The organism is Micrococcaceae bacterium Sec5.7 (assembly GCA_039636785.1).
Classification (GTDB): domain Bacteria; phylum Actinomycetota; class Actinomycetes; order Actinomycetales; family Micrococcaceae; genus Arthrobacter.
In genome coordinates, this window is the sequence record CP144169.1 from 2934009 (window position 1) to 2955544 (window position 21536).

Annotated in this window: 20 protein-coding genes; 10 read left to right on the plus strand and 10 right to left on the minus strand. The window is 64.4% G+C overall.

The genetic code is table 11. The features are described from left to right. Positions 1–96 precede the first annotated feature (96 nt). Genes V3C33_13990 through V3C33_14005 form a run of 4 tightly spaced genes read right to left on the minus strand, consistent with a single transcriptional unit; the run spans position 97 to position 5154 of the window. Positions 97–1581, minus strand: a complete 1485-nt coding sequence (locus V3C33_13990) for a GTP-binding protein (GenBank protein ID XAS66591.1) — start codon at positions 1579–1581, stop codon at positions 97–99. Continuing rightward, positions 1581–2636 carry a sulfate adenylyltransferase subunit CysD gene (gene cysD, locus V3C33_13995; protein ID XAS66592.1) on the minus strand — a complete coding sequence of 352 codons (1056 nt, stop codon included), beginning with the start codon at positions 2634–2636 and terminating at the stop codon, positions 1581–1583. Before cysD ends, V3C33_13990 begins: the two co-directional genes overlap by 1 nt. Continuing rightward, a complete protein-coding gene (locus tag V3C33_14000) occupies positions 2633–3406 on the minus strand; it encodes a phosphoadenylyl-sulfate reductase (protein XAS66593.1) in 774 nt (257 codons plus the stop codon). The genes cysD and V3C33_14000 overlap by 4 nt, the downstream gene beginning before the upstream one ends. Beyond that, on the minus strand, positions 3403–5154 hold the full coding sequence (locus V3C33_14005) for a nitrite/sulfite reductase (protein XAS66594.1): 1752 nt from the start codon (positions 5152–5154) through the stop codon (positions 3403–3405). The genes V3C33_14000 and V3C33_14005 overlap by 4 nt, the downstream gene beginning before the upstream one ends. A gap of 686 nt (positions 5155–5840) precedes the next feature. Between V3C33_14005 and V3C33_14010 the strand changes: the two genes are divergently transcribed. The 4 genes from V3C33_14010 (at position 5841) to V3C33_14025 (ending at position 9519) form a co-directional block, all read left to right on the plus strand. Beyond that, entirely contained in the window at positions 5841–7856 is a 2016-nt protein-coding gene (locus V3C33_14010) for a DNA/RNA non-specific endonuclease (GenBank protein XAS66595.1), read from the plus strand. Positions 7857–7859: 3 nt separating this feature from the next. Beyond that, a complete protein-coding gene (locus tag V3C33_14015; GenBank protein XAS66596.1) occupies positions 7860–8333 on the plus strand; it encodes a hypothetical protein in 474 nt (157 codons plus the stop codon). A 100-nt stretch (positions 8334–8433) separates the two neighbouring features. Then, the gene (locus V3C33_14020) at positions 8434–9018 is read left to right on the plus strand and encodes a DNA/RNA non-specific endonuclease (protein ID XAS66597.1); all 585 of its coding nucleotides are present in this window, start codon (positions 8434–8436) and stop codon (positions 9016–9018) included. Between the two features lie 3 nt (positions 9019–9021). After that, positions 9022–9519, plus strand: a complete 498-nt coding sequence (locus tag V3C33_14025; protein ID XAS66598.1) for a hypothetical protein — start codon at positions 9022–9024, stop codon at positions 9517–9519. Between the two features lie 57 nt (positions 9520–9576). On the opposite strand, the gene V3C33_14030 is transcribed toward V3C33_14025, so the two are convergent. Further along, positions 9577–10308: a CbiX/SirB N-terminal domain-containing protein gene (locus V3C33_14030; GenBank protein XAS66599.1), complete on the minus strand. Its 732-nt coding sequence runs from the start codon at positions 10306–10308 to the stop codon at positions 9577–9579. 60 nt (positions 10309–10368) lie between these two features. On the opposite strand from V3C33_14030, the gene V3C33_14035 reads away from it, so the two are divergent. Continuing rightward, complete coding sequence (locus V3C33_14035) at positions 10369–11049, plus strand: trimeric intracellular cation channel family protein (protein XAS66600.1); 681 nt, start codon at positions 10369–10371, stop codon at positions 11047–11049. Between the two features lie 14 nt (positions 11050–11063). Then, on the plus strand, positions 11064–11489 hold the full coding sequence (locus tag V3C33_14040; GenBank protein ID XAS66601.1) for a hypothetical protein: 426 nt from the start codon (positions 11064–11066) through the stop codon (positions 11487–11489). Positions 11490–11634: 145 nt separating this feature from the next. On the opposite strand, the gene V3C33_14045 is transcribed toward V3C33_14040, so the two are convergent. The 4 genes from V3C33_14045 to V3C33_14060 form a co-directional block, all read right to left on the minus strand. After that, positions 11635–12474: a DUF559 domain-containing protein gene (locus tag V3C33_14045; GenBank protein XAS66602.1), complete on the minus strand. Its 840-nt coding sequence runs from the start codon at positions 12472–12474 to the stop codon at positions 11635–11637. 403 nt (positions 12475–12877) lie between these two features. Continuing rightward, entirely contained in the window at positions 12878–13981 is a 1104-nt protein-coding gene (locus V3C33_14050) for a polyprenyl synthetase family protein (protein XAS66603.1), read from the minus strand. Then, positions 13978–15330 carry a geranylgeranyl reductase family protein gene (locus V3C33_14055; protein ID XAS66604.1) on the minus strand — a complete coding sequence of 451 codons (1353 nt, stop codon included), beginning with the start codon at positions 15328–15330 and terminating at the stop codon, positions 13978–13980. Before V3C33_14055 ends, V3C33_14050 begins: the two co-directional genes overlap by 4 nt. 9 nt (positions 15331–15339) lie before the next feature. Then, positions 15340–16125: a demethylmenaquinone methyltransferase gene (locus V3C33_14060; protein ID XAS66605.1), complete on the minus strand. Its 786-nt coding sequence runs from the start codon at positions 16123–16125 to the stop codon at positions 15340–15342. A gap of 120 nt (positions 16126–16245) precedes the next feature. Between V3C33_14060 and V3C33_14065 the strand changes: the two genes are divergently transcribed. The 4 genes from V3C33_14065 (at position 16246) to V3C33_14080 (ending at position 20374) form a co-directional block, all read left to right on the plus strand. Next, positions 16246–17616 (plus strand): isochorismate synthase, encoded by a 1371-nt coding sequence (locus tag V3C33_14065; protein ID XAS66606.1) that lies wholly within the window; start codon positions 16246–16248, stop codon positions 17614–17616. Between the two features lie 217 nt (positions 17617–17833). Beyond that, entirely contained in the window at positions 17834–18637 is an 804-nt protein-coding gene (locus tag V3C33_14070; protein XAS66607.1) for an ABC transporter substrate-binding protein, read from the plus strand. A 130-nt stretch (positions 18638–18767) separates the two neighbouring features. After that, positions 18768–19559 carry an amino acid ABC transporter permease gene (locus tag V3C33_14075; protein XAS66608.1) on the plus strand — a complete coding sequence of 264 codons (792 nt, stop codon included), beginning with the start codon at positions 18768–18770 and terminating at the stop codon, positions 19557–19559. 11 nt (positions 19560–19570) lie between these two features. Continuing rightward, positions 19571–20374: an amino acid ABC transporter ATP-binding protein gene (locus tag V3C33_14080; protein ID XAS66609.1), complete on the plus strand. Its 804-nt coding sequence runs from the start codon at positions 19571–19573 to the stop codon at positions 20372–20374. A 134-nt stretch (positions 20375–20508) separates the two neighbouring features. Here V3C33_14080 and V3C33_14085 read toward each other — a convergent pair whose 3' ends face one another. Then, complete coding sequence (locus V3C33_14085; GenBank protein ID XAS66610.1) at positions 20509–21462, minus strand: type IV toxin-antitoxin system AbiEi family antitoxin domain-containing protein; 954 nt, start codon at positions 21460–21462, stop codon at positions 20509–20511. Positions 21463–21536 lie beyond the last annotated feature (74 nt).

Sequence of the window (21536 nt, forward strand, 5' to 3'; positions counted from 1 at the left end):
GACAAAAAACCGCAGCTTGTTCGCAAACCCCGGGCCTTGAAGGCGGGGTTTGGCAAACAAGCTGCGGTTCTGTAGAGATTTGCGACGGGTAGGGCCTCAGATCGAGTAGCGCTCGTCCTCGTGGTCGCCCGGGTGGTCCTTGACCAGCCCGGCGGCCAGGGTGTTGCCGTCCAGCGGATCGATCACCAGGAACGCGCCGGTTCGGCGGTGGTGCAGGTAGTTCTCCAGGGGCAGCGGGGCCGCAAGGCGGAGCTGCGCATGGCCGATGTCGTTGAGTTCCAGGCTCGATGCCGGCTCCAGCTTGAACGAGGCCAGGTCCAGCTTTCCGTTGACATTGCGGACCAGCGCCTGGACGGTGCGGGTGCCGTGCTTGATCAGTACCTTGGCCCCCTCGCGGAGGGGCTTCGGCGAGAGCCAGCACAGTGCTGCGTAGAGGTCGGCCGAGCTTTCCCGCACCGTTCCGGCTGCGGCAATCGTGTCTCCACGGGCTACGTCGAATTCCTCGGCCAGGCGGATTGCAACGGATTGCGGCGCGGCGGCTTCCTCCAACGACACTCCGGCAAAATCGATGCCCGTCACCGTGGTGGTGCGCGGATCCTGCCCGGGTGTGAGGACCGTAACGGCATCCCCCACCCTCACCGATCCTTCGGTGATCTGCCCGGCGTAGGCCCGGTAATCGCGGTATGCCTCAACATCCAGCCCAGCGGCAATGGCATCCGGGGCCAGCGCCCCCTGCGGACGGATAACCAGCTGCACGGGGAAGCGGAAGCTCTCCAGCTCACTCTCGATTTCGTCCGCGGCCTGAAGGTTCTCAAGCACCTCCAGGAGCGCCGGGCCGTCATACCAGGGGGTGCGGGCGGAGCGGTCCACCACGTTGTCACCGTCGAGCGCGGACACCGGAATCACGCGCAGATCGCTGATTGCCTCTTTGCCCGGTTCGGCAGAACCCAGCTCCAGGGAACCGATCCCCAGTTCACGGGCGACCTGCCGCACATCGGCCTGGATCTCGCGGAATACAGACTCGCTGAAGTCCACCAGGTCGATCTTGTTAACGGCCACAATCACGTGCGGCACGCGCAGCAGCTGCAGCACGGAGAGGTGTCGGCGGGTCTGCTCCAGGACACCCTTCCGGGCGTCAATGAGTACGACGACGGCGTCCGCAGTGGACGCGCCCGTCACCGTGTTTTTGGTGTACTGCACGTGTCCGGGGCAGTCCGCGAGGATGAAGCTGCGGCGGTCTGTGGCGAAGTAGCGGTAGGCCACATCGATGGTGATGCCCTGCTCGCGCTCGGCACGAAGTCCGTCGGTCAGGAGAGCCAGGTCGATCGCCTGAGTGCCTGTGGCGCCGGCCCCGCCGAAACCTCGGTCCGCGGAGGTGCGGGCTACGGCGTCGAGCTGGTCGGCCAGAATTGCCTTGGAGTCATGCAGGAGGCGGCCCACCAGAGTGGACTTGCCGTCGTCGACCGATCCCGCGGTGGCGAAGCGGAACAGCGTGGCGGGCAGGGCCGCGGCGATCAGGTCGCTTGCAGCCAGCTCGGCGTCCGCGATCGAGGAGCCCAGGAGTGAAGTGTCGGTGCTCATTAGAAGTAACCATCCTTCTTGCGGTCTTCCATGGCGGCCTCGGAGATGCGGTCATCTGCCCGGGTGGCGCCACGTTCGGTGATGGTGGAGGCGGCAACCTCAATAACGACGTCGCTCACCGTGGCGGCGGCCGATTCAACGGCGCCGGTGCAGGACATGTCCCCCACCGTGCGGTAGCGGACCGTTTTGGTGATGACCTCTTCGTCGGGGCGCGGCTGCGAAACCTCGCCCACCGCACGCCACATGCCGTCGCGGGCAAAAACCTCGCGGCGGTGGGCGTAGTACAGGCCCGGCAAATCGATGTCTTCACGCTCGATGTAGCGCCAGATGTCCAGCTCGGTCCAGTTGCTGATGGGGAAGGCGCGGACGTGCTGGCCCACCGTGTGGCGGCCGTTGTACAGGTTCCACAGCTCGGGGCGCTGGTTGCGCGGATCCCACTGGCCGAACTCGTCGCGCAGGCTCAGGATGCGCTCCTTGGCGCGGGCCTTGTCCTCGTCCCGGCGGCCGCCGCCGAAGACGGCGTCGAACTTGTTGCGCTGGATCGCATCCAGCAGCGGGACGGTCTGAAGCGGGTTGCGGGTGCCGTCGGCACGCTCGGCCAGTTCGCCGCGGTCGATGAACTCCTGGACGGAGCCGACAACCAGCTTCAGGCCCAGCCGCTCTACGGTGCGGTCGCGGAAGTCGATGACCTCGGGGAAATTGTGCCCGGTGTCCACGTGCAGCACCGGGAAGGGAACCTTGCCGGGCCAGAACGCCTTGGTCGCGAGGTGCAGCATCACCACGGAGTCCTTGCCGCCGGAGAACAGCAGCGCAGGCTTCTCAAACTCGGCCACGACCTCGCGGATGATGTGGATGGCTTCCGATTCCAAAGTGTCCAAAGACGACAGGCGAGCTGACCGCACAGCCGGAGCAGCTGATGCCGCCCAGGGAGTGGCATCGGGCCTGTCGGAGCCGCGCGCATCGTCCGAAGGACGAATGCCGCGCGGCGAAGGGGCGGGGGCGGCATCAGCTGTGGAGGCGTAGCCGTCCGTCGTCGTCGTGCTTAGGGTGCTCATACGTGTAGTCCGCATTCTGTTTTGTCGGATCCTGCCCAGCGTCCGGCGCGGGGGTCGTCGCCGGGTGCCACTTTTCGGGTGCAGGGCTGGCAGCCGATCGACGGGTAGCCCTGGGCCAGGAGCGGGTTGACGGGCAGGAGGTTGTCATCGGAGTACTGCACCAGCTGGTCAAAGGTCCAGGCGGCAACGGGGTTTACCTTGATCAGGCCGTTCGTTTCGTCCCACGTGACCAGCGGGGTGTTGGTGCGTGTGGGGGCCTCATCGCGGCGGACGCCGGTGAACCAGAGTTCGTAGCCGGCAAGGGTTCGGCGGAGCGGCGCCACCTTGCGGAGCGCGCAGCACTGGGCGGCGTCGCGGGCAAAGAGATCCTTGCCCAGGAGCCGGTCCTGCTGTTCCACGGTGTTTTCCGGGAGCACGTCCACCACGTTGACGCGAAGGTTCGCGGCCACTTCGTCCCGCGTCGCATAGGTTTCCGGGAAGTGGTAGCCGGTCTCCAGGAACAGGACGTCGACGCCGGGAATCTGGTCCGCGACGAGCGCCGGCAGGACGGCGTCGGCCATGGAGCAGGCGACGGCGACCGCAGGCAGCTCGAAGTTGCGCGCCACCCAGGCGATGACGTCGCGGGAGGGGGCGTCCCAGCCGAGCTCGGCCGCGCCGGCCTCGGCCAAGGCCTTGAGTTCGTCGTGAGAACGGAGGGGAGCGGTGGTCGAGCCTGTCGAGACCGGGATTTCGACAGGCTCAATCACCGGGCTGGCATTTTCGGTGCTCATTGCAGGTCCCCTTCCTCGGCCGCGTGGGCCCATTCGGCGAAGGTCTGGCCCTCGGCGCCCTCGGCAACGAACTTGCGGACGATCCGTTCCACGTAGTCCGGTAGATCCGAAACATAAACCTTGAGGCCGCGGACGGTACGTCCGAGGCCCGCCTCTTCGCGGTCTGAAGAAGCCAGCCCGCCGCCCAGGTGGACCTGGAAACCGGGGGTGGGATCGCCGTCGGGCGTTGGCAGCATCATGCCCTTGAGCCCAATGTCCGCGGTCTGGATGCGGGCGCAGGAGTTGGGGCAGCCGTTGATGTGGAGGGAGAGCGCGTGCGGCAGCTGGCCGGAGGCCGTCAGGTCAGCCAGGCGGCGTTCCAGCTCGGCCACGGCGGTGGCCGCAGTGACCTTGGTTTCCACGATGGCCAGTTTGCAGTATTCGATGCCGGTGCAGGCGATGGTTCCGCGCCGGAAGACTGACGGGCGGGCGGAGAGGCCCAGTGCATCCAGCTCGGCCACCAGCGGCTCAACCTCGTCCTTGGGGACGTCCAGGATGACGAGCTTCTGGTGCGGCGTGGTGCGCAGTCGCTGTGACCCGCGGGCCTCGAGGGTGTCAGCGAGCTTTACCAGATGCGCGCCGGAGATCCGGCCCGCAAGGGGCGTGACTCCGATGAAGAACCTGCCGTCCTTCTGCTCGTGGATGCCGATGTGATCGCCCGGGGTGGTGGGCTTCGGTGCGGCCGGGCCGTCTGCGAGCTTGTAGCCGAGGTATTCGTCTTCAAGGATCTGGCGGAACTTCACCGGGCCCCAGTCGGCCATCAGGAACTTCAGCCGGGCCTTGGTGCGCATGCGGCGGTAGCCGTAGTCACGGAAGATGCTGGTGACGCCGAGCCATACTTCAGCGGCTTCCTCCGGAGTGACAAAAGTTCCGAGCCGCTTGGCCAGCATGGGGTTGGTGGACAGTGCCCCGCCCACCCAGAGGTCGTAGCCCACGCCCAGCTCGGGGTGGACAACACCCACCAGTGCGAAGTCGTTGATCTCGTGCACCACGTCCTGGCTGGGGTGGCCAGTGATGGCGGTCTTGTACTTGCGCGGCAGGTTGGAGAGGATCGGGTTGCCGATGAAGCGCTCGGCCAGTTCGGCGATGAGCGGGGTGGGATCGATGAGCTCGTCCTTGGCGATGCCGGCCACCGGGGAGCCCAGGATGACGCGCGGAACGTCGCCGCAGGCCTCCGTGGTGGAGAGCCCGCAGGCTTCCAGACGGCGCCAGATTTCCGGCACATCTTCAACCCGGATCCAGTGCAGCTGGATGTTCTGGCGGTCGGTGAGGTCCGCAGAATCGCGGGCGAACTCAACCGAGATGTCGCCGATCACGCGCAGCTGGTCGGTGGTGAGGGCGCCGCCGTCGATCCTTACGCGCAGCATGAAGTACTTGTCTTCGAGCTCGTGGGGTTCAAGCGTTGCGGTCTTGCCGCCGTCGATCCCGGGCTTGCGCTGGGTGTAAAGGCCCCACCAGCGGAAGCGGCCGTGCAGGTCCTGACCCGGGATGGAGTCGAAGCCCTCCTTGGAATAGACGGACTCGATACGCTCGCGGACGTTGAGGCCGTCGTCTTCCTGTTTCCAGGTTTCGTTGGCGTTCAACGGCGTTGTGCCGTCCACCTTCCACTGGCCGTGCGGCTTGGCCGCCGGGCGGGAAGAAGCGGTTCGTGCCGGTCGCTGGGAAGCGGCAGTGTCCGCGGACGCTCCGGCTAGAGCTGTATCAGTCATGCATCGACTGTAGAGCCGGCCGGAAGGGCGTCACAAAGGTGCCGGAAACGCTAAGTCACCTAGGGAAACATTTCGTCATGAAGAGCGGTCAGGGTGGATCGCTGGGCTGGCACCCCCAGTGTGGCCAACGCCCCGCCGGGTTGCCAAATCATGAGAACATAAAGTCGTTGTAGGATTTGCTGAAGCCCGCGAGGGCCGCACGATGATGGGGACATGTGGCACCGAGTTGGAACATTGACACCGCGGCTACCGTAGCCGTACTAAAAACGTCCGCATCGAACATTGACGCGCAGAACGCCGCTGTCGCAACTATTAACACCGCTATCACTGGTATCGGGGCTGCCTTGACGACTGGCCTGGTTGCGTCGGCCCTGAATGGCTACGTTGAGTCGTCCCTCAGCCCGGCAATCGGGTCCTTGAGTACCCGGTCGGTCAGCATAGTCGAAGGCACGCAAAACGCCTTGCTGGCCTACATTCAAGGTGATGCTCAGATGGCCCAAAACGCTCAAACCAGCGCTTTGGCATCCCAAGCTCTTCCGGCGGACCCTTTGCAGACCCGCTACGGCAACGTCCAGGCCGGGTAGGGGCCTCCGATGTCCAATGACGATCGTTTTTGCACCGCGCCCGTGGTCGGTGTGCCGGGTTTGGATCTGTCGGCTCTGCCCGATTTGCCTGACACTGACGCCTTGAGTGCCCATGCGCGTGACTTGTCCGGTGCCGGGGTCACATACGGGGACTCCGTGGACACCACAGCTACTGGGTGGCACGGACTGGCCGGGACATATCAGACACCTGAACAGCCGCAACTACTGGCCGTATTCAGCCCGGTGAAGGTTTGGGCGCAAGGTGTTCAGGACGGTACGTCCGTTGTGGCGTCGGCATTGGAGGATTTCGCCGAAATATGCCGTGAAGTGAGGATTCGTAGCGATGCCCTCATAGGTGACGCCGATCGGCTCAGCGGTAGGATCGAACGCAAAGGTGACGAGTGGGCCACCGTTCCGGAAATCGTGGACGAGCAACATAAGCTTCTGGCGGATTTGAACTCCATCAAAGCCCAATACATGGAGGCCGAGCAGGATTGCGCGAACCGGATCAACGGCGTCTACGGCGGGAGCACCTACGTCAAAGCCGGTGACTCGGGGGCAAAACCTGATGGGTCCAACGTTTACGCCGTTGACGCTCAAACACTGGATGCCCTTGGTGAAAAAGGCGAACTCTCCTGGGGTAAACCGGTGGACCGGGCACACCTTCCGGGCTGGGCCGGTGTTGGTCAAGGTCTCGTTGACGGAGCCTGGGGGCTAGGTTCGGGCCTGTATTCGATAACCCCGCTGGCTGCTTTTTGGCAGCCCAGTGCACCTGAATTGGGCCTGAAGTCGGCAACTTTTGGTGACGCTTGGACCGGCGTTGGCAAGACCCTTTGGAATGTTGGCATGTTCGTCTCCCCCGGTATTTGGCTCGACCGGCTGGTGACGGGCAAGCAGTCTGATCAAGATGCCGCCGGAGCTGAGCTGGGCAAAATGGTGCCGGAGTTGATTCAAGCCGATGCGTGGGCCAATGGGGAGTGGACCTACGCTCTCAGCAGGAACCTTTTTGATGTGGCGGGCATCGCTGGAACCGCGGGTGGGGGTGCGGCGATAAAGTCCGGTTCTGTGGCCGGGAAACTCGGCGCCCTCGCCCCAGCCACGGTTGCGAAAATCACTGACGCCCTTGCCGGGATCAAAACCGCCACGTGGGAAAACATCGTAAAGCCAGGCCTTCAAGGGACCGCCAATACCCTGAACCAGCTCGATGACGGTGCAGGTGCCGTGAGGGTTGCTGACGGGCTGGCCGGGGCCGCACGCGGGCCTCTTGGACACGCCGCCGATACCTTGAACAACACCATTGATGCGGTGGATCGCGCGGTGCGCCGCCCGCCGTCGATTGGTGCCTACGGCAACGGGGCCGGGGCGCAGGAAGCACTGGCGGGGCTGAAAGCACAACCGCTCCATGACCCCGCCAGGCCTGGTATCACGCAGGTGGTCAGCGTCCCGGATGAGATGGTTGCCGGGCCCAAATCGCCGTGGGCCAGAACCGCGCACGGATTCGCGCCGAACACCGAGTACCGGGTGTCCGGGCGGGGCACGTTCGTCACCGACGCGCAGGGAACCATCAGGGAAATCACGGTGGAGAAGGTCAAGGGCCGGATCAGCCCGGAACTGAACCATCCCATCCCTGACATGACGTACAAGGTCTCCGGCGTCCAGGGCGATGTCACCTTCATCACCGACTCCGCCGGGCAGACGGTCACTGCGCGGGTGGAAGGACTGCAACTGGGTGACGGCGGCCGCTCCGGACACATTCAGGGCAGTGTGGGACAGTCCGCCAACGCGGAAATCTACACGCAGACGCCCCTCTCGGACGGCTGGCGCTACGAAGGCGGGCACCTGGTCGCCAACGGATTTGACGGTATCCCGGAACGGATCAACATCGTCGGGATGCTCAAGGAACTCAACCAAAACATCGGCGACGTCGATAGCTTCTACAACTTCGAAACAGCCGTCAGGCAGAAAGCCCTCGGGGTCCCGCCGCCTAGAATTGATGTGGAGATCAACCTGATCCGCGGGCCCGGGGTCAAGACGCCTGCGAAGATCCGGGTGGGGGCTTGGGCCGACGGGGAACTATTCATTGATCAACGGTTCAAGAACATCGTAGGAAGTGGCTAGGCAGTGGCAAAGCAGCACATGGAAGTGGATACGTTCCAGGAAACACGGGATCAGGAACGCATCATCGCCGAAGGTCTCTGGGCCATCAGGCCCCAGGACCGGGCATGGGACAGCATCACCTACGTCCGCAATGAAACAGGCGGTGTTAGTTCCTCAATCGCTAAAATCTATCGCGGTGGCGAAATGAAACGCGCCGGCGCCGCGGATGAGGTTCACTTCGCTGCTGATAAGTTGCGGGAGGTGATGTATCAGCCCGGCAAGGGCGCGTGGCTGTCGATGACTCTCACGGTCGCCCCGGCCGGGGACGGCTGGGAAACAACCTACAACTACACCAAGAAACCCGTCTGGGAACTCGGCGAACCCAGCGCCAACGCCTACGCCCAGGAACTCTACGTCTTCCCCCGGGACGGGGAACACATCCCGGACTGGTTCAAAGAAGAACTCAAAGACGCCACCTGGCAACCACCCAAGGACTGAACCAACCCAGCCACCGCACGGACTATCTTCACGGAAGACCTCGGCGGGTGACTGTCATCACGCACCAGCGCCCGGCGCCGCGTCGTAACGCTCCAACGCGATGGCCACCTGTCCCGGGCCGCTGCTGACCGCGGCCTCCGCACGCCAGGAGGCGACGGCGTCGAGGATCAGCCCGGAACTGAACCATCCCCTCCCCGACATGACGTACAAGGTCTCCGGCGTCCAGGGCGATGTCACCTTCATCACCGACTCCGCCGGGCAGACGGTCACTGCGCGGGTGGAAGGACTGCAACTGGGTGACGGCGGCCGCTCCGGACACATTCAGGGCAGTGTGGGACAGTCCGCCAACGCGGAAATCTACACGCAGACGCCCCTCTCGGACGGCTGGCGCTACGAAGGCGGGCACCTGGTCGCCAACGGATTTGACGGTATCCCGGAACGGATCAACATCGTCGGGATGCTCAAGGAACTCAACCAAAACATCGGCGACGTCGATAGCTTCTACAACTTCGAAACAGCCGTCAGGCAGAAAGCCCTCGGGGTCCCGCCGCCTAGAATTGATGTGGAGATCAACCTGATCCGCGGGCCCGGGGTCAAGACGCCTGCGAAGATCCGGGTGGGGGCTTGGGCCGACGGGGAACTATTCATTGATCAACGGTTCAAGAACATCGTAGGAAGTGGCTAGGCAGTGGCAAAGCAGCACATGGAAGTGGATACGTTCCAGGAAACACGGGATCAGGAACGCATCATCGCCGAAGGTCTCTGGGCCATCAGGCCCCAGGACCGGGCATGGGACAGCATCACCTACGTCCGCAATGAAACAGGCGGTGTTAGTTCCTCAATCGCTAAAATCTATCGCGGTGGCGAAATGAAACGCGCCGGCGCCGCGGATGAGGTTCACTTCGCTGCTGAGAAGTTGCGGGAGGTGATGTATCAGCCGGGCAAGGGCGCGTGGCTGTCGATGACTCTCACGGTCACCCCGGCCGGGGACGGCTGGGAAACAACCTACAACTACACCGAGAAACCCGTCTGGGAACTCGGCGAACCCAGCGCCAACGCCTACGCCTACGCCTACGCCTACGCCTACGCCCAGGAACTCTACGTCTTCCCCCGGGACGGGGAACACATCCCGGACTGGTTCAAAGAAGAACTCAAAGACGCCACCTGGCAAGCACCCCAGGACTGAACCAACCCAGCCACCGCACGGACTATCTTCGCGGATGACCTCGGCGGGTGGCTGTCATCACGCACCGGCACCCAGCACCGCGTCGTAACGCTCCAACGCGATTTCGGCGAGCACCGGCGAGGGCAGCAACGGCTCCGTAACGAGGTCAGCTCCGGCCTTGGCCAGCTGGTCGTGGAAGAACCCCGGCGCCAGCAGGTAGGAAGCGATGACCACGCGCCCCGGGCGGCTGCTTTGAGCGGCGGTACTGGCCACCCCACCAGCCGCAACTTCCGTACGCAAGGAGGCAACGGCGTCGGGCACCGAAGGCTTGGCGGAGGCACCATAGGCGGGCACAATCCGGTTGGGCCGCAAGGCACGCAGCTGCTCCGCGAGCGCCTCGACGTTGAGGGAGGCGGTGGGGTCGGATGAGCCGGCGGCGGCGAGGATCACGGCGTCGGCCTCGGTCACGCCGGCCTCACGCAGTCGCTGGTCAAGCAACGCCGCCAGGCGCGGATCCGGTCCCAACGGCGCAGCCGCCAGGGTGTCCGGGCGGCTGCGGACGGCGCGGGCAATGTCCACCTTGACGTGGTACCCCACACTCAGCAGGAGCGGCACCACCACGGCAGACTCCCCCGCCGCTACGGCAGTCACAACGTCCGGCAGCCCGGGCTGCTGCACGTCGACGTAGGCCTCGCGGACCTCGAGTCCAGGACGCAATGCGGCAATTCCGTCGCGCAGGGCGTTGACCTCGGCGGCTCCCTGTGTGCTGGACGTCCCATGGGCACAGGCGATCATGATCGGGCTATTCATAATGGCTAGCGTAACGTTGGAGCCGCATTGTCCGCCCCTTGAAATCGACCGGAACGCCCCATGACCTTCCCTTTTGACATCGCCTTGGTGTGGCTGGATCTGGCCGGCGTCTTCTTCTTCGCGGTGTCCGGATCCCTCCTGGCGGCCCGGAAACAGTTCGACATCATCGGCTCCGTCCTCCTCGCCTCCGTGGTCAGCCTGGGCGGCGGCGTCATCCGCGACATCATTCTCAACAGCGGCCCGCCCGCCGCCTTCACCAACCCCGCGTACCTTGCGCCCCCGGTGCTCGCGGCCTTCCTGGTGTATTTCCTGTTTTCCAGCGTTCAGCGCTACACCTCCCTCCTCATATTGTTCGACGCCGGAGGGCTGGCGCTCTTTTGCATCACCGGAACGCTCAAGGCGCTTTCCGCCGGGATGAACCCGATTGCCGCGATCCTCCTGGGCGTTACGACGGCGGTGGGCGGCGGCCTGCTCCGCGACATCACGGCCAATGAGGTGCCGCAGCTGTTCGACCCCAAGGACCTCTATGCGCTGCCCGCGTTCACCGGTGCTTCGCTGACCACGGTGCTGTGGACCGCCGGGGCTTTTGACGCGGTGACCGCCTGCGCCGTTGCGGCCGTGGTGTTTGCGTTCCGGGTGGTTGCCTGGCGCCGTTCCTGGCACGTTCCGCTGGCAGTTCGCGGGTGGCACCGGCTCGGGCTGGACGGCTCGGGCGGCGGCAGGGGCGGCGGCCGGGATTAGCTAGGATATAGAGCATGACTGACATGTTCCTCGAGAAGTTCCGCGCGCTTGTTCCGAAGTATCTCGAAGACGAATGGCAGGAAGAGGACGGGCTGCCCGTAGCCGACCTGGATTTGGCCCTCGCCGAGCATCAGTTCACGGTCCCGCTGGTGCTCAAGGAGTTCTACCTGGCCGTCGGCGGCTGCGAGGATCTCATGGAGGCCTACCACTACTTCTGGGACCCCGAGGAACTCGAAGTCGACGACGAAGGCTTCCTGATGTTCCTTGAGGACCAGGAAGAGCAGTTCACCTGGGGATTTCGCGTGGGCGACCTCACTGTCCCGGACCCCATCGTGTGGCGCCGCAACAACGCCCGCGGCCAGTGGAAGAACGAGGAAGGCACCTTCTCCGAGTTCGTCTTTGACATGTTTGAGTGGGCGTTCAACGACGAAGAGGACTAGTTTCCGGGCCTCATGGGGGAGTTGCCGCCGAACTGGGGCACTTCGACAAGGACACGCCGGTCGCTGACTCAATTTCCACGGTTTCGGCGCTCATTGTGCCCCACGACGGCGGGAGTCGCCTCGGCCGGAACCACGACGGCGGGAGTCACCTGGCGTCGAAGGCTCCCCTGCGCCGCAGCTCAAGTACCGCAAGGACTTCAGCCACCATCCGCTCAGGGTGATGGACCACATCGTCATAGCCGTATCTCAGCACGAGGTGCCCGCCAACCATCGACGCATTGTTTCGCTTACGGTCCTTTTTCACTTGCCTGGGCTCAAGATGCGAGCCGCCGTCGGTTTCTACGATCAGGCACTCTTCAATGAGGAAGTCCACCTCCCCCACACCCGCGATGTCAACGTGCCTACGGAGCTGGAACCCCGCGCGCCGGAAATGAAAGTTTGCAAGGACCTCCAGGAGCGAGTCGGCCCGGGGAATGACGTTGTCCAGAACAGTTCGCGAAAGCGCATTCCGGTTCCCGGGGAGCTTGCGGCGCAGAAAGTCCACGGTGATGTCGCCCCTCCCCACGGCACTTTGCACCATCACCAAAGCGTCGAGTTCGGGCAGGCAACGAAGCGCATGGATCAGGACGTCGGCCAGGCCTGCAACAGGGAGCCATGGATGGCGCGGATGAGTGCACCTTCCATGGGTGAACGTCCCCGGCGGCCCAGCACGGTGGCCCGGACTGACGTGCACGGCCCGCGCATCTTTGAGCGTCCACAGACTGTAGCTGGGGGCGGCGGACAAGCACGTCAGCAAAGCGTTGTGGCCGAGTGCCAGGCCGAACACCCCGGCCTCCGCTGGCAGGCTATAGACGCCTCGCCGGATCCGCACAATACGCCCTGCCGCCAGCGCCTTGTCCATGGACGTGCGCGAAAATCCTGCCCCTTGGAGAGATGCCGCCCTCGCCACACCCTCCCTGGCACGCAGAAAACTCTCAATGTCCATGTTTCCACGGTGCCAGAGATTCACATCGGTGGGCAGACCTAAGCTTCTCCATGTGGACAAGCCCGCCGGATCGGGGCCGTTCGACACGGACACGCCGTCTCATGAACCGGGAATCCCCCTACCAAGCCGCAATATGCCCCACGACAGATTTCCCGAGCTCCACGTCGCAGTTCGAATGACACGCCGGGTAACAGCGAATTTGAACTGCATGACAAACCTGTCATACACTGATTACGGATCCACCAGTCGCCTCCGGTGGATCTGATGCGAACGGAGAAATGGCCCCGGTTCCACGCAGCGTATGACTCGTCATCGTTGCAAAGAACCGGGGCCATTCCGCTTAAGTTCAGACAAACACAGGTCACCGGATTCCCGGCCCAGGCCAACACCGCCAGCAATGCCCTTAGCTGTTGCGGTCCACCACTGCCAGCGCGAAGTTGGACAGCGAAGCCTTCACCACTCCCTCGGGCAGCGGCGCCAATGCCGCAATGGCCTCGTCGGCCCAGGCCCGGGCAACGACCCAGGACTCGGCCGTCACAGCGTGCTCACGCAGCCCGGCAACAGCAGCCGCCAGAGAAGAATCCGAGGTGAGGTCGCCGTCGATCAGTTTAAGAAGTTCGACGGCGGACTGGTCGCCTTCCGCCGCGGCCTTGCGCAGGAGCAGCACGGGGAGGGTGGGCACACCTTCGCGGAGGTCGGTTCCGGGGGACTTGCCGGACTTGACCTTGATGCCGGTGACATCGATGACGTCGTCGGCGAGCTGGAAGGCCACACCCACCTTTTCGCCATATTCAACGAGCAGCTCTTCATAGGCGGAATCCGCGCCAGCAAAAATCGCGCCGAGCTGGCCGGAGGCGGCCACCAAAGAGCCGGTCTTGTCCGCAATGACCGAGAGGTAGTGCTCTATGGGATCCTCGTCCGGACGCGGCCCCACGGTCTCGTGCAGCTGGCCCAGGCACAGGCGCTCAAAGGTGCGGGCCTGGATACCCAATGCGCGGGAGCCCAGTTCGGAAACCAGGATGGAGGCGCGGGCAAAAATTAGGTCGCCGGTGAGGACTGCCACCGAGTTGCCCCAGACTTCGTGGGCCGTGGGTGCACCGCGGCGGAACGGAGCCGAGTCCATTACGTCGTCGTGGTAGAGCGTGGCAAGGTGCGTCAGCTCAACCACCACGGCGGCCTGCACCACGGCCGGAAGCGAGGCATCGCCCAGGTGGGCGCACAGAAGCGTCAAAAGAGGCCGGATGCGCTTGCCGCCGGCTTCCACGAGGTGACGCGACGTTGCGTCAGCCAGCGGATCCGAGTTGGCAATGGCTTCGCGGAGCTTTTTCTCCACCCGGGCCAGGTTGTTGGTGATGGCGGGGCCGAGATCAGCATCCCCCGCGATGGCAGCAAAACCGGCGGGCAGCTGGAGTCCCGTGGCTATGGCGGTGGTGTTGAGGCTGGGCTCGTTGGAGTCCGGCAGGCCGTGCCCGGCGTGCGTCCAGCTTTGGTCTGCGGAGTTGGTCACGGGTTAACCCTAACTTTTTGTTTCGGAAACCGCTGATGTGAAGCCAACGGGGCAGTATTTGAGGTGGCGGGGACCAGCATTTCCAGGACCCGGATCACCCGGTCCTCGAATCCCTTGGCGGAGGAATCCGTCAGATTGGCGAGCAGCCGGACCACAAAGCGCATCAGCACGGGGATGGGCATGCCCGTGCGCAGCGCGAGCTTCATCACCACAGGCTTTCCGATCAGCGCGGCAAATGCCCGGCCCAGCGTGAAGTGGGATCCCCACTGTTGGCGCACGTATTCCGCGTACCCCGCCAAGTGGGTGTCGGCGTCGTCGGCTCCGGAAACACCCGGGCTCCATGCACGGGAGCGGCCCGGCGAAGAAGCGTCGATGATGAACTCGGCGGCGAAGCGGGCGGATTCCATGGCGTAGGAGATGCCCTCGCCGTTGAACGGGGACACCATGCCGCCGGCGTCACCCAGCAGCATGAGTCCCGGGGAGTAGTGCGGTGTGCGGTTGAAGCCCATGGGTAGCGCGGCGCCGCGGATCTCGCCCACCTGGTTCCCGGGAGTAAAACCCCAATCGGACGGCATGCCGGCGGTCCATTCGCGGAGCACCTGCTTGTAGTCCAGCCTGCCGAATTCCTTGGAGGAGTTCAGGATTCCCAGGCCCACGTTGGACGTGCCGTCCCCCACGCCGAACACCCAGCCGTAGCCCGGCAAAAGGCGGCCGTCGCGGCCGGGAAGTTCCAGCCAGCCTTCCATCCAGTCATCGTCATGCCGCGGCGACGTGAAGTAGGTGCGCACGGCAACGCCCAGCGGGCGGTCATCGCGCTTCTGGATTCCCGCGGACACTGCGGTCCGGGTGGAGTTGCCGTCTGCGGCGAGTACGACGTCGGCACGGAAGTCGCGCGTCTCCCCCGTCTTGCGTCCGGACTCGTCAAGGAGCGCTGCGCGTACACCGGTCACACGCCCGTTTTCCGAGCGCAGGGTTCCACTGACGCTGTGGCGTTCGAGCACCACGGCACCGGCGGACCGGGCGTGGCGCGCGAGTTCCTCATCGAAGCCGAGGCGGGTCCGGATCAGGCCATACTGCGGAAAGTCGGAGACCTCGGGCCAGGGAAGCTCGATGGTGCGCCCGCCGGCGATCAGGCGCAGGCCCTTGTTGCGCCGCCAGCCGTCCGTTTCCGGGTGCGGCAGGCCGAGCTTCTGGATTTCGCGGACAGCCCTCGGGGTGAGGCCGTCGCCGCATACTTTTTCACGCGGGAAGCTGGTCTTTTCGAGCACGGTGACGGCGATGCCGGCCTGCGCAAGGTAGTACGCAGCGGTGGATCCGGCCGGCCCGGCGCCGACGATGAGTACATTCACTGGTGAGGGCTAGCGCGGGGTGCGGGTGATGTTGCGGCGGAGCCTGGCCACCGGTCCGGTGTGCGCGGCGATGGAAGCAGCCCCGCCGCCGGGCGTTGACTCGAGCGGCTTGTGGGCGCGGTGGACTGCCACGATTCCGCCGCTGAGGTTCCGGTAGGTGACCTTCTCCCAGCCGGATTCCTGCAGCCATGCGGCCAGGTGGTCCTGGTCCGGCCAGGCGCGGATGGACTCGGCGAGATAGACGTAGGCGTCCGGGTTGGAGGACACCTTGACCGCGATGGCCGGGAGCGCCCGCATGAGGTATTCGGTGTACATGGTGCGCCAGAGCGGCACCACGGGCTGGGAGAATTCGGCGATGACCAGCTTGCCGCCGGGCTTGGTGACGCGGAGCATCTCGGCCAGCGCCTTCTTCGGCTCGTTGACGTTTCGCAGGCCGAAGGAGATGGTGCTGGCATCGAACGTGTTGTCCGCGAAGGGCAGATTGGTGGCGTCACCGGCGATGAAATCAATGTCCGGGCGGCGGCGCTTACCGACTTTGAGCATGCCCAGGGAGAAGTCGCAGGCGATGACATCGATCCCGGCATCGGCGTACGGTTCGCTGGAGGTGCCGGTTCCTGCGGCAAGATCCAGGACTCGCTGGCCTGCCGTTGCATCCATGGCTTCCACCACCACCCGGCGCCAGCGGCGGGTCTGCCCCATGGACAGAACATCGTTGACGACGTCGTATTTCGGTGCGACGTCGTCAAACATCGTGGCTACTTCGTCCGGACGCTTATCCAAGGATGCTCGGTTCACCGTTCCATTGTCTCAAAAGTTCAGGGGACCCACGAACCACGGCCTGCAGGCATGGGGATCTGCTGGAAAGCACTGGAAAGTACTGGGTTCTCCTGGGAAGAGACGTACTGTTGTCTCATCATGACGAGCACGTTCCGCACACTGACAGTCCCCCTGGATGCAAAATCATTCCCCGGGGGGCTGCCGTCGTTTCTGGTCCGGGACGATGTCCTCTGCTGGACCCGCCGCGAAGCCGGACTGGTGGGCTTCGGCGAAGCGGCCCGGTTCACCACCGCCGGCCCGGAGCGTTTCCTCGAGGCCGATATCTGGTGGCGGCATTTGGTCCTCGAGGCTGACATTGCGGACTCCGTTGAGCTGCCCGGCACGGGGCCCGTGGCCTTCGGCTCGTTCGCATTTTCGAAAGTTTCCGCCCATGAGTCGCGGATGATTGTCCCGGAGATCGTTGTGGGCGTCCGCGACGGCCGCGCCTGGCTCACCCAGTTAACGTTCGACGACGGCGAACTCACCGAAGCGGGCGCCCTCGCCGCACTGGACCGCTGGCTTGATGCGCCGGCTGGTGATTCTTCCGGAGGCGACGCACACGACGGGGCGGGTGCCGCCGTCGGGCATTCCCTTCCTGTGGCGGCCGGAACGTCGCTGGCAACTGAAGCAACACTGGCAACAGGCTCGCTGAGCGAAGCGGACTGGATGGCCGCCGTCGCCGCCGGGGTGGCGGAAATCCGCACCGGAAAGCTGCAGAAGCTTGTGCTGGCCAGGGATGTTGTGGCCACGGTGCCGGACGGGGTTAATGCGGCCGATGTGCTCCGAGAGCTCGCCGTGCGGTACCGCGAATGCTGGACGTATGGTGTGGACGGGCTGGTGGGTGCCACGCCGGAGATGCTGATCCAGGTGGAGGGCCGCACTGCCCAGGCCCGTGTGCTGGCGGGAACACTGGACCGTCGGGATGCGGCCGGCGAGTCGGGACTGCCCATGGATTATGCAGAGCGTGTTCTGGCTGGCTCCGAGAAGCAGCGGCATGAGCACGAAATTGCCATCCAGTCGCTGACCACGCAGCTGGCGCCGTTTTCCGAGGCCATGAACGCGCACAGCGAACCCTTCATCCTGGAGCTGCCCAATGTGTGGCATCTGGCATCCGATGTGAAGGCCGAGCTCACCGAGGTGGAGGGGCATGTGCCCACGTGCCTGGCGCTGATCAACGCCCTGCATCCCACCGCCGCAGTCTGTGGAACGCCCACGCTGGTTGCCGGCGCGCTGATCCGGAAGCTTGAGCACCTTGACCGCGGTCCGTATGCCGGGCCCGTCGGCTGGCTTGATGCGGCAGGGAACGGTGAGTGGGGCATCGCCCTCCGCGGCGCCGTGATTGAGGCGCCGGATACCGTTCGGCTCTACGCGGGCTGCGGGATTGTGGAAGGGTCGCACCCGGAGGCCGAGCTCGCGGAGACGTGGGCCAAGTTCCGGCCCATGCTGGAATCGCTGGGGATCAAGAGCTAGGGGAGGCGTGGCCGCCTGCCGGCGGGAGCCAGTTGCGGGCTTCCCGGGGGGCATGGATCCGGGATTCGAGACACACGCCGCCGCAAAGGTCTTGCATTTACCCTCCAATTTGTTATCCAATAGTAAAACTTAGTTTTCTGTGATGTACATCTCTTATTCGGCGTTACACTATAAACCGATTTAGTCACGCATAGCCCTGCAACAAAAGGTAAGAAAAATGCAGCTCAAGTCCCTCGCCACAGCCAAGATGGCCGCCAAGGCAGCCGCAATCCTCGCCGTCGGAGCACTCACCCTCACTGCATGTGGCGGCAGCCCCACCCCGGCAGCGTCGTCCGCAGCCGGCGTGCAGCTCATCAACTCCGGCAAACTCACGGTCTGCTCCGACATCCCCTACGAGCCCTTCGAATTCCAGAAGGACGGCAAGAACGTCGGCTTCGACATGGACGTCGCCGCCGAGGTCGCCAAGGACCTCAAGGCCGACCTCAATGTGGTGGACAGCTCCTTCGAAGCCATCGAGACCGGCACTGCATTGACCCAGTGCGACGTCTCCATCTCCTCCATCTCCATCACGGACACCCGCAAGTCCGTCATGGACTTCTCCACCCCGTACATGAACGATGACCTGACCCTCGTGGCCACCACGGCTTCCGGCATCACCAACATCGACGGCGCCAAGGGCAAGAAGGTGGGCGTCCAGCAGGCCACCACCGGCGCCCAGTACGCCAAGGACAAGGGCATCGAAGCGCAGCAGTTCGAGGACACCGGACTTCTGGTCCAGGCTCTGCAGGCCGGCACTATCGACGCCGCCCTGGGCAACCAGTCCGTCCTGGCCTACGCCATCAAGGACGACTCCAAGATGAAGCGTGTGGAAAACTACGCCACGGGTGAGAAGCTCGGCATCTCGATCAAAAAGGGCAACACCGCCATGGCCGATCAGATCAACTCCACGCTCAAGCGCCTGACCGACGACGGCACCTTGAAGAAGTTCGAGACCACCTGGTTCGGCGAAGCCGCCAAGTAGCCAACTCCGGCCTGGGGCCAACGCAGCCCTGAGACCTACCCAGTTGAGGCCCCGTCACGATCTGTAAAGCAGCTCGCTGTAAAGCAGCCCGTACGGGGCCTCAACTGCGCAAAACGAATGTGAGTACTCCATGGCAATGACCGCACGTCAAAGAGCCCAAGTAAGCCTCTACGTCCAAGCCGGAATCTTCGTTGTGGCAGTGGCCGCGCTGATTCTGGCCACGGACTGGAAAACCGTCAGTAACAGCGTCTTCAACTTCGGCAAGATCGGCCCGATGTTCCCGGGCATCATTCTGGTGGGGCTGAAGAACACCCTCATCTACACTGCACTGGCGTTCGTCGTGGGCCTGTCCGGCGGCCTGCTGCTGGCCCTGATGAAGCTGTCCACCTTCCCGCTGTACCGCTGGATCGCCACCGGCTACATCGAATTCTTCCGCGGCGTTCCCGCGCTGCTGGTGTTCATCGCCTTCGGCTACGGCGTGCCCCTGGCCTTCGGCGTTTCCTGGGATGTCAACATCGTGGTGATGGTGTCCCTGGGCATCGTGGCCTCCGCCTACATTGCCGAAACCCTCCGCGCAGGCCTACAGGCCGTGCCGAAGGGCCAGATGGAAGCAGCCCGCTCCCTGGGCATGCCCATGTGGCGGGCCATGGTCTCCATTGTGATCCCGCAGGCGTTCAAGATCGTGTTGCCGCCGCTCACCAATGAGGTCATCCTGCTCACGAAGGACTCCTCGCTGATCTACGTGCTGGGCCTGACCACCGCGCAGTACGAGCTGACCAAGTTCGGCCGCGACGGCATCTCCAGCCTTGGCGCAGGCCTCACCCCGCTCCTGGTGGCCGGCGCCTTCTACCTGGTCATCACCATCCCGCTGAGCCTTTTGGCCCGGAAGTTCGAAAGCCGCTCAGCGCGGACGAAGCGATAGGCAGGACAGTCATGAACGACGTCGTACAAAACTCCCGGCCCAACAGCGGGGGCATCCAGGCCGCCGGAGTCTCCATCAAGGACCTCCGCAAGTCCTACGGCTCCAATGAGGTCCTCAAGGGCATCAGCCTGGAGGTGAAACCCGGTGAGGTTGTGTGCCTGATCGGCCCCTCCGGTTCCGGCAAGTCCACCCTGCTGCGCTGCGTGAACCTGCTGGAACAGCCCAACGAGGGAACCATCCACGTGGGCGGTTTCGAAGCCACGGACCTTGATGTGGACATCGACAAGATGCGCCGCAAGGTGGGCATGGTGTTCCAGCAGTTCAACCTGTTCCCGCACCTGGATGCGCTGCGTAACTGCACCATCGCCCAGACCAAGGTACTCAAGCGCTCCCAGGCCGAGGCGGACAAAGTGGCCCAGGCCAACCTTGAGCGCGTGGGACTGGGACATCTTGCCGACCGCTTCCCGGACCAGCTCTCCGGCGGCCAGCAGCAGCGTGTGGCCATTGCCCGTGCGCTCAGCATGGACCCCGAACTGATGCTGTTCGACGAGCCAACTTCAGCGCTGGACCCGGAGACGGTGGGCGATGTCCTGTCCGTCATGCGGAACCTGGCCAGGGAAGGCATGACCATGCTGGTGGTCACCCACGAGATGGGCTTCGCCCGCGAAGTGGCAGACCGCGTGGTGTTCATGGACGGCGGAATCGTGGTGGAGGAAGGCGTGGCCGAGCAGGTTGTCAGCGCCCCCACCCAGAGCCGCACCAAGGAATTCCTCAAGCGCGTGCTGGACCCGACTCACATCGACATCGCGGAGTAGCTTCGACGCGCTTCCCGCCTCGCGACGCGCTTCCCGCCTCGCGACGCGCAAATGCCCTGGCGCTACTGGAATGCCGGTAGCGCCAGGGCATTTGCGCGTCGAGTGACGGTTTGCGCGTCGGGAGGGGCGCCGATTCACCGCGCAGAACGAGCCCGACGGCGGGGCACGCCTGCCGCCGCGAGCTTCCGTTCCAGCCGCCCGGCTCCCATCAAGTCGGCCCAGACCCACCGGACCACACCACACCCCGTGGCCCGGATCCGGTCCTCCCGGAACTTCTCGTCCACCACGGCCTGTGAGGCGGTCCGGCCCTGGAGATACTCAGGCTTCAGGTACTTGTCGATGCCGTCGAACTCCCCGGCCACCGGCCCGCCATCCCAGTAGAAGTCCGTGTAGCCCACGAGTCCGGAACCGTCGCGGATCTCGAACTGGAGCACGGGCGGCTGGAAGCCAGCAACATGTATGAGGGCCCGGCTGTACGACTCGCCGGCAGACCCGGACTGCGGATCCGCGAATTCAACTGCTGCCAGGATCCTGCGGGTCGCCGCCGCCGTGTAATTGCCCTCGATTCCGGCCCGCAGCGCGTCCTTGGGGAGAGCGGGCAAGCCGAGGCGGCTGTCCGGTCTGAGCACGTGGTCAAGCGGAGCAATGGCTTCAATAAACGGTGTGAATGCCGCCAGATCCAGGACGGTGCGCACCCTGCTTGTCACCAGCAGCCCGTCGCGCCGATGGATTTTCAGTCCCGCGGGATCAGCGAAGTGGCGGGTCACACCGGCACGCGACCGGCCGCCGTCGTTCTTTAGCGTCAGTGCATGGACAGCGTGGCGTTGGCCGATGGTGGGGATTCCCCAAACCGTGGCTGCGGAGTGCCACGCAAAAACTGCTGGAGCCACGAAGGTTTCGGCGGCCGCGTTGACGCGAACGCGGTACTGCTCCCATTTCTTCAGGACCTTCCACGAGGCACCGTCGACGTAAACGCCATGACGGACCCGGATCAACGCGCCGGATTTGCAACGTTGGGCAAGATCCTTGGCAGTCACGCCCTGCTGCACGCACTCACGGGTCAGTATGAGCCTGGGTAATTCAGTCATGAATCGAAGATCGCAGGCCTGGCCCGGCCGCAACAGTGCCTATCTCGGCCATGTGGATAACGGAGACAGCCGCG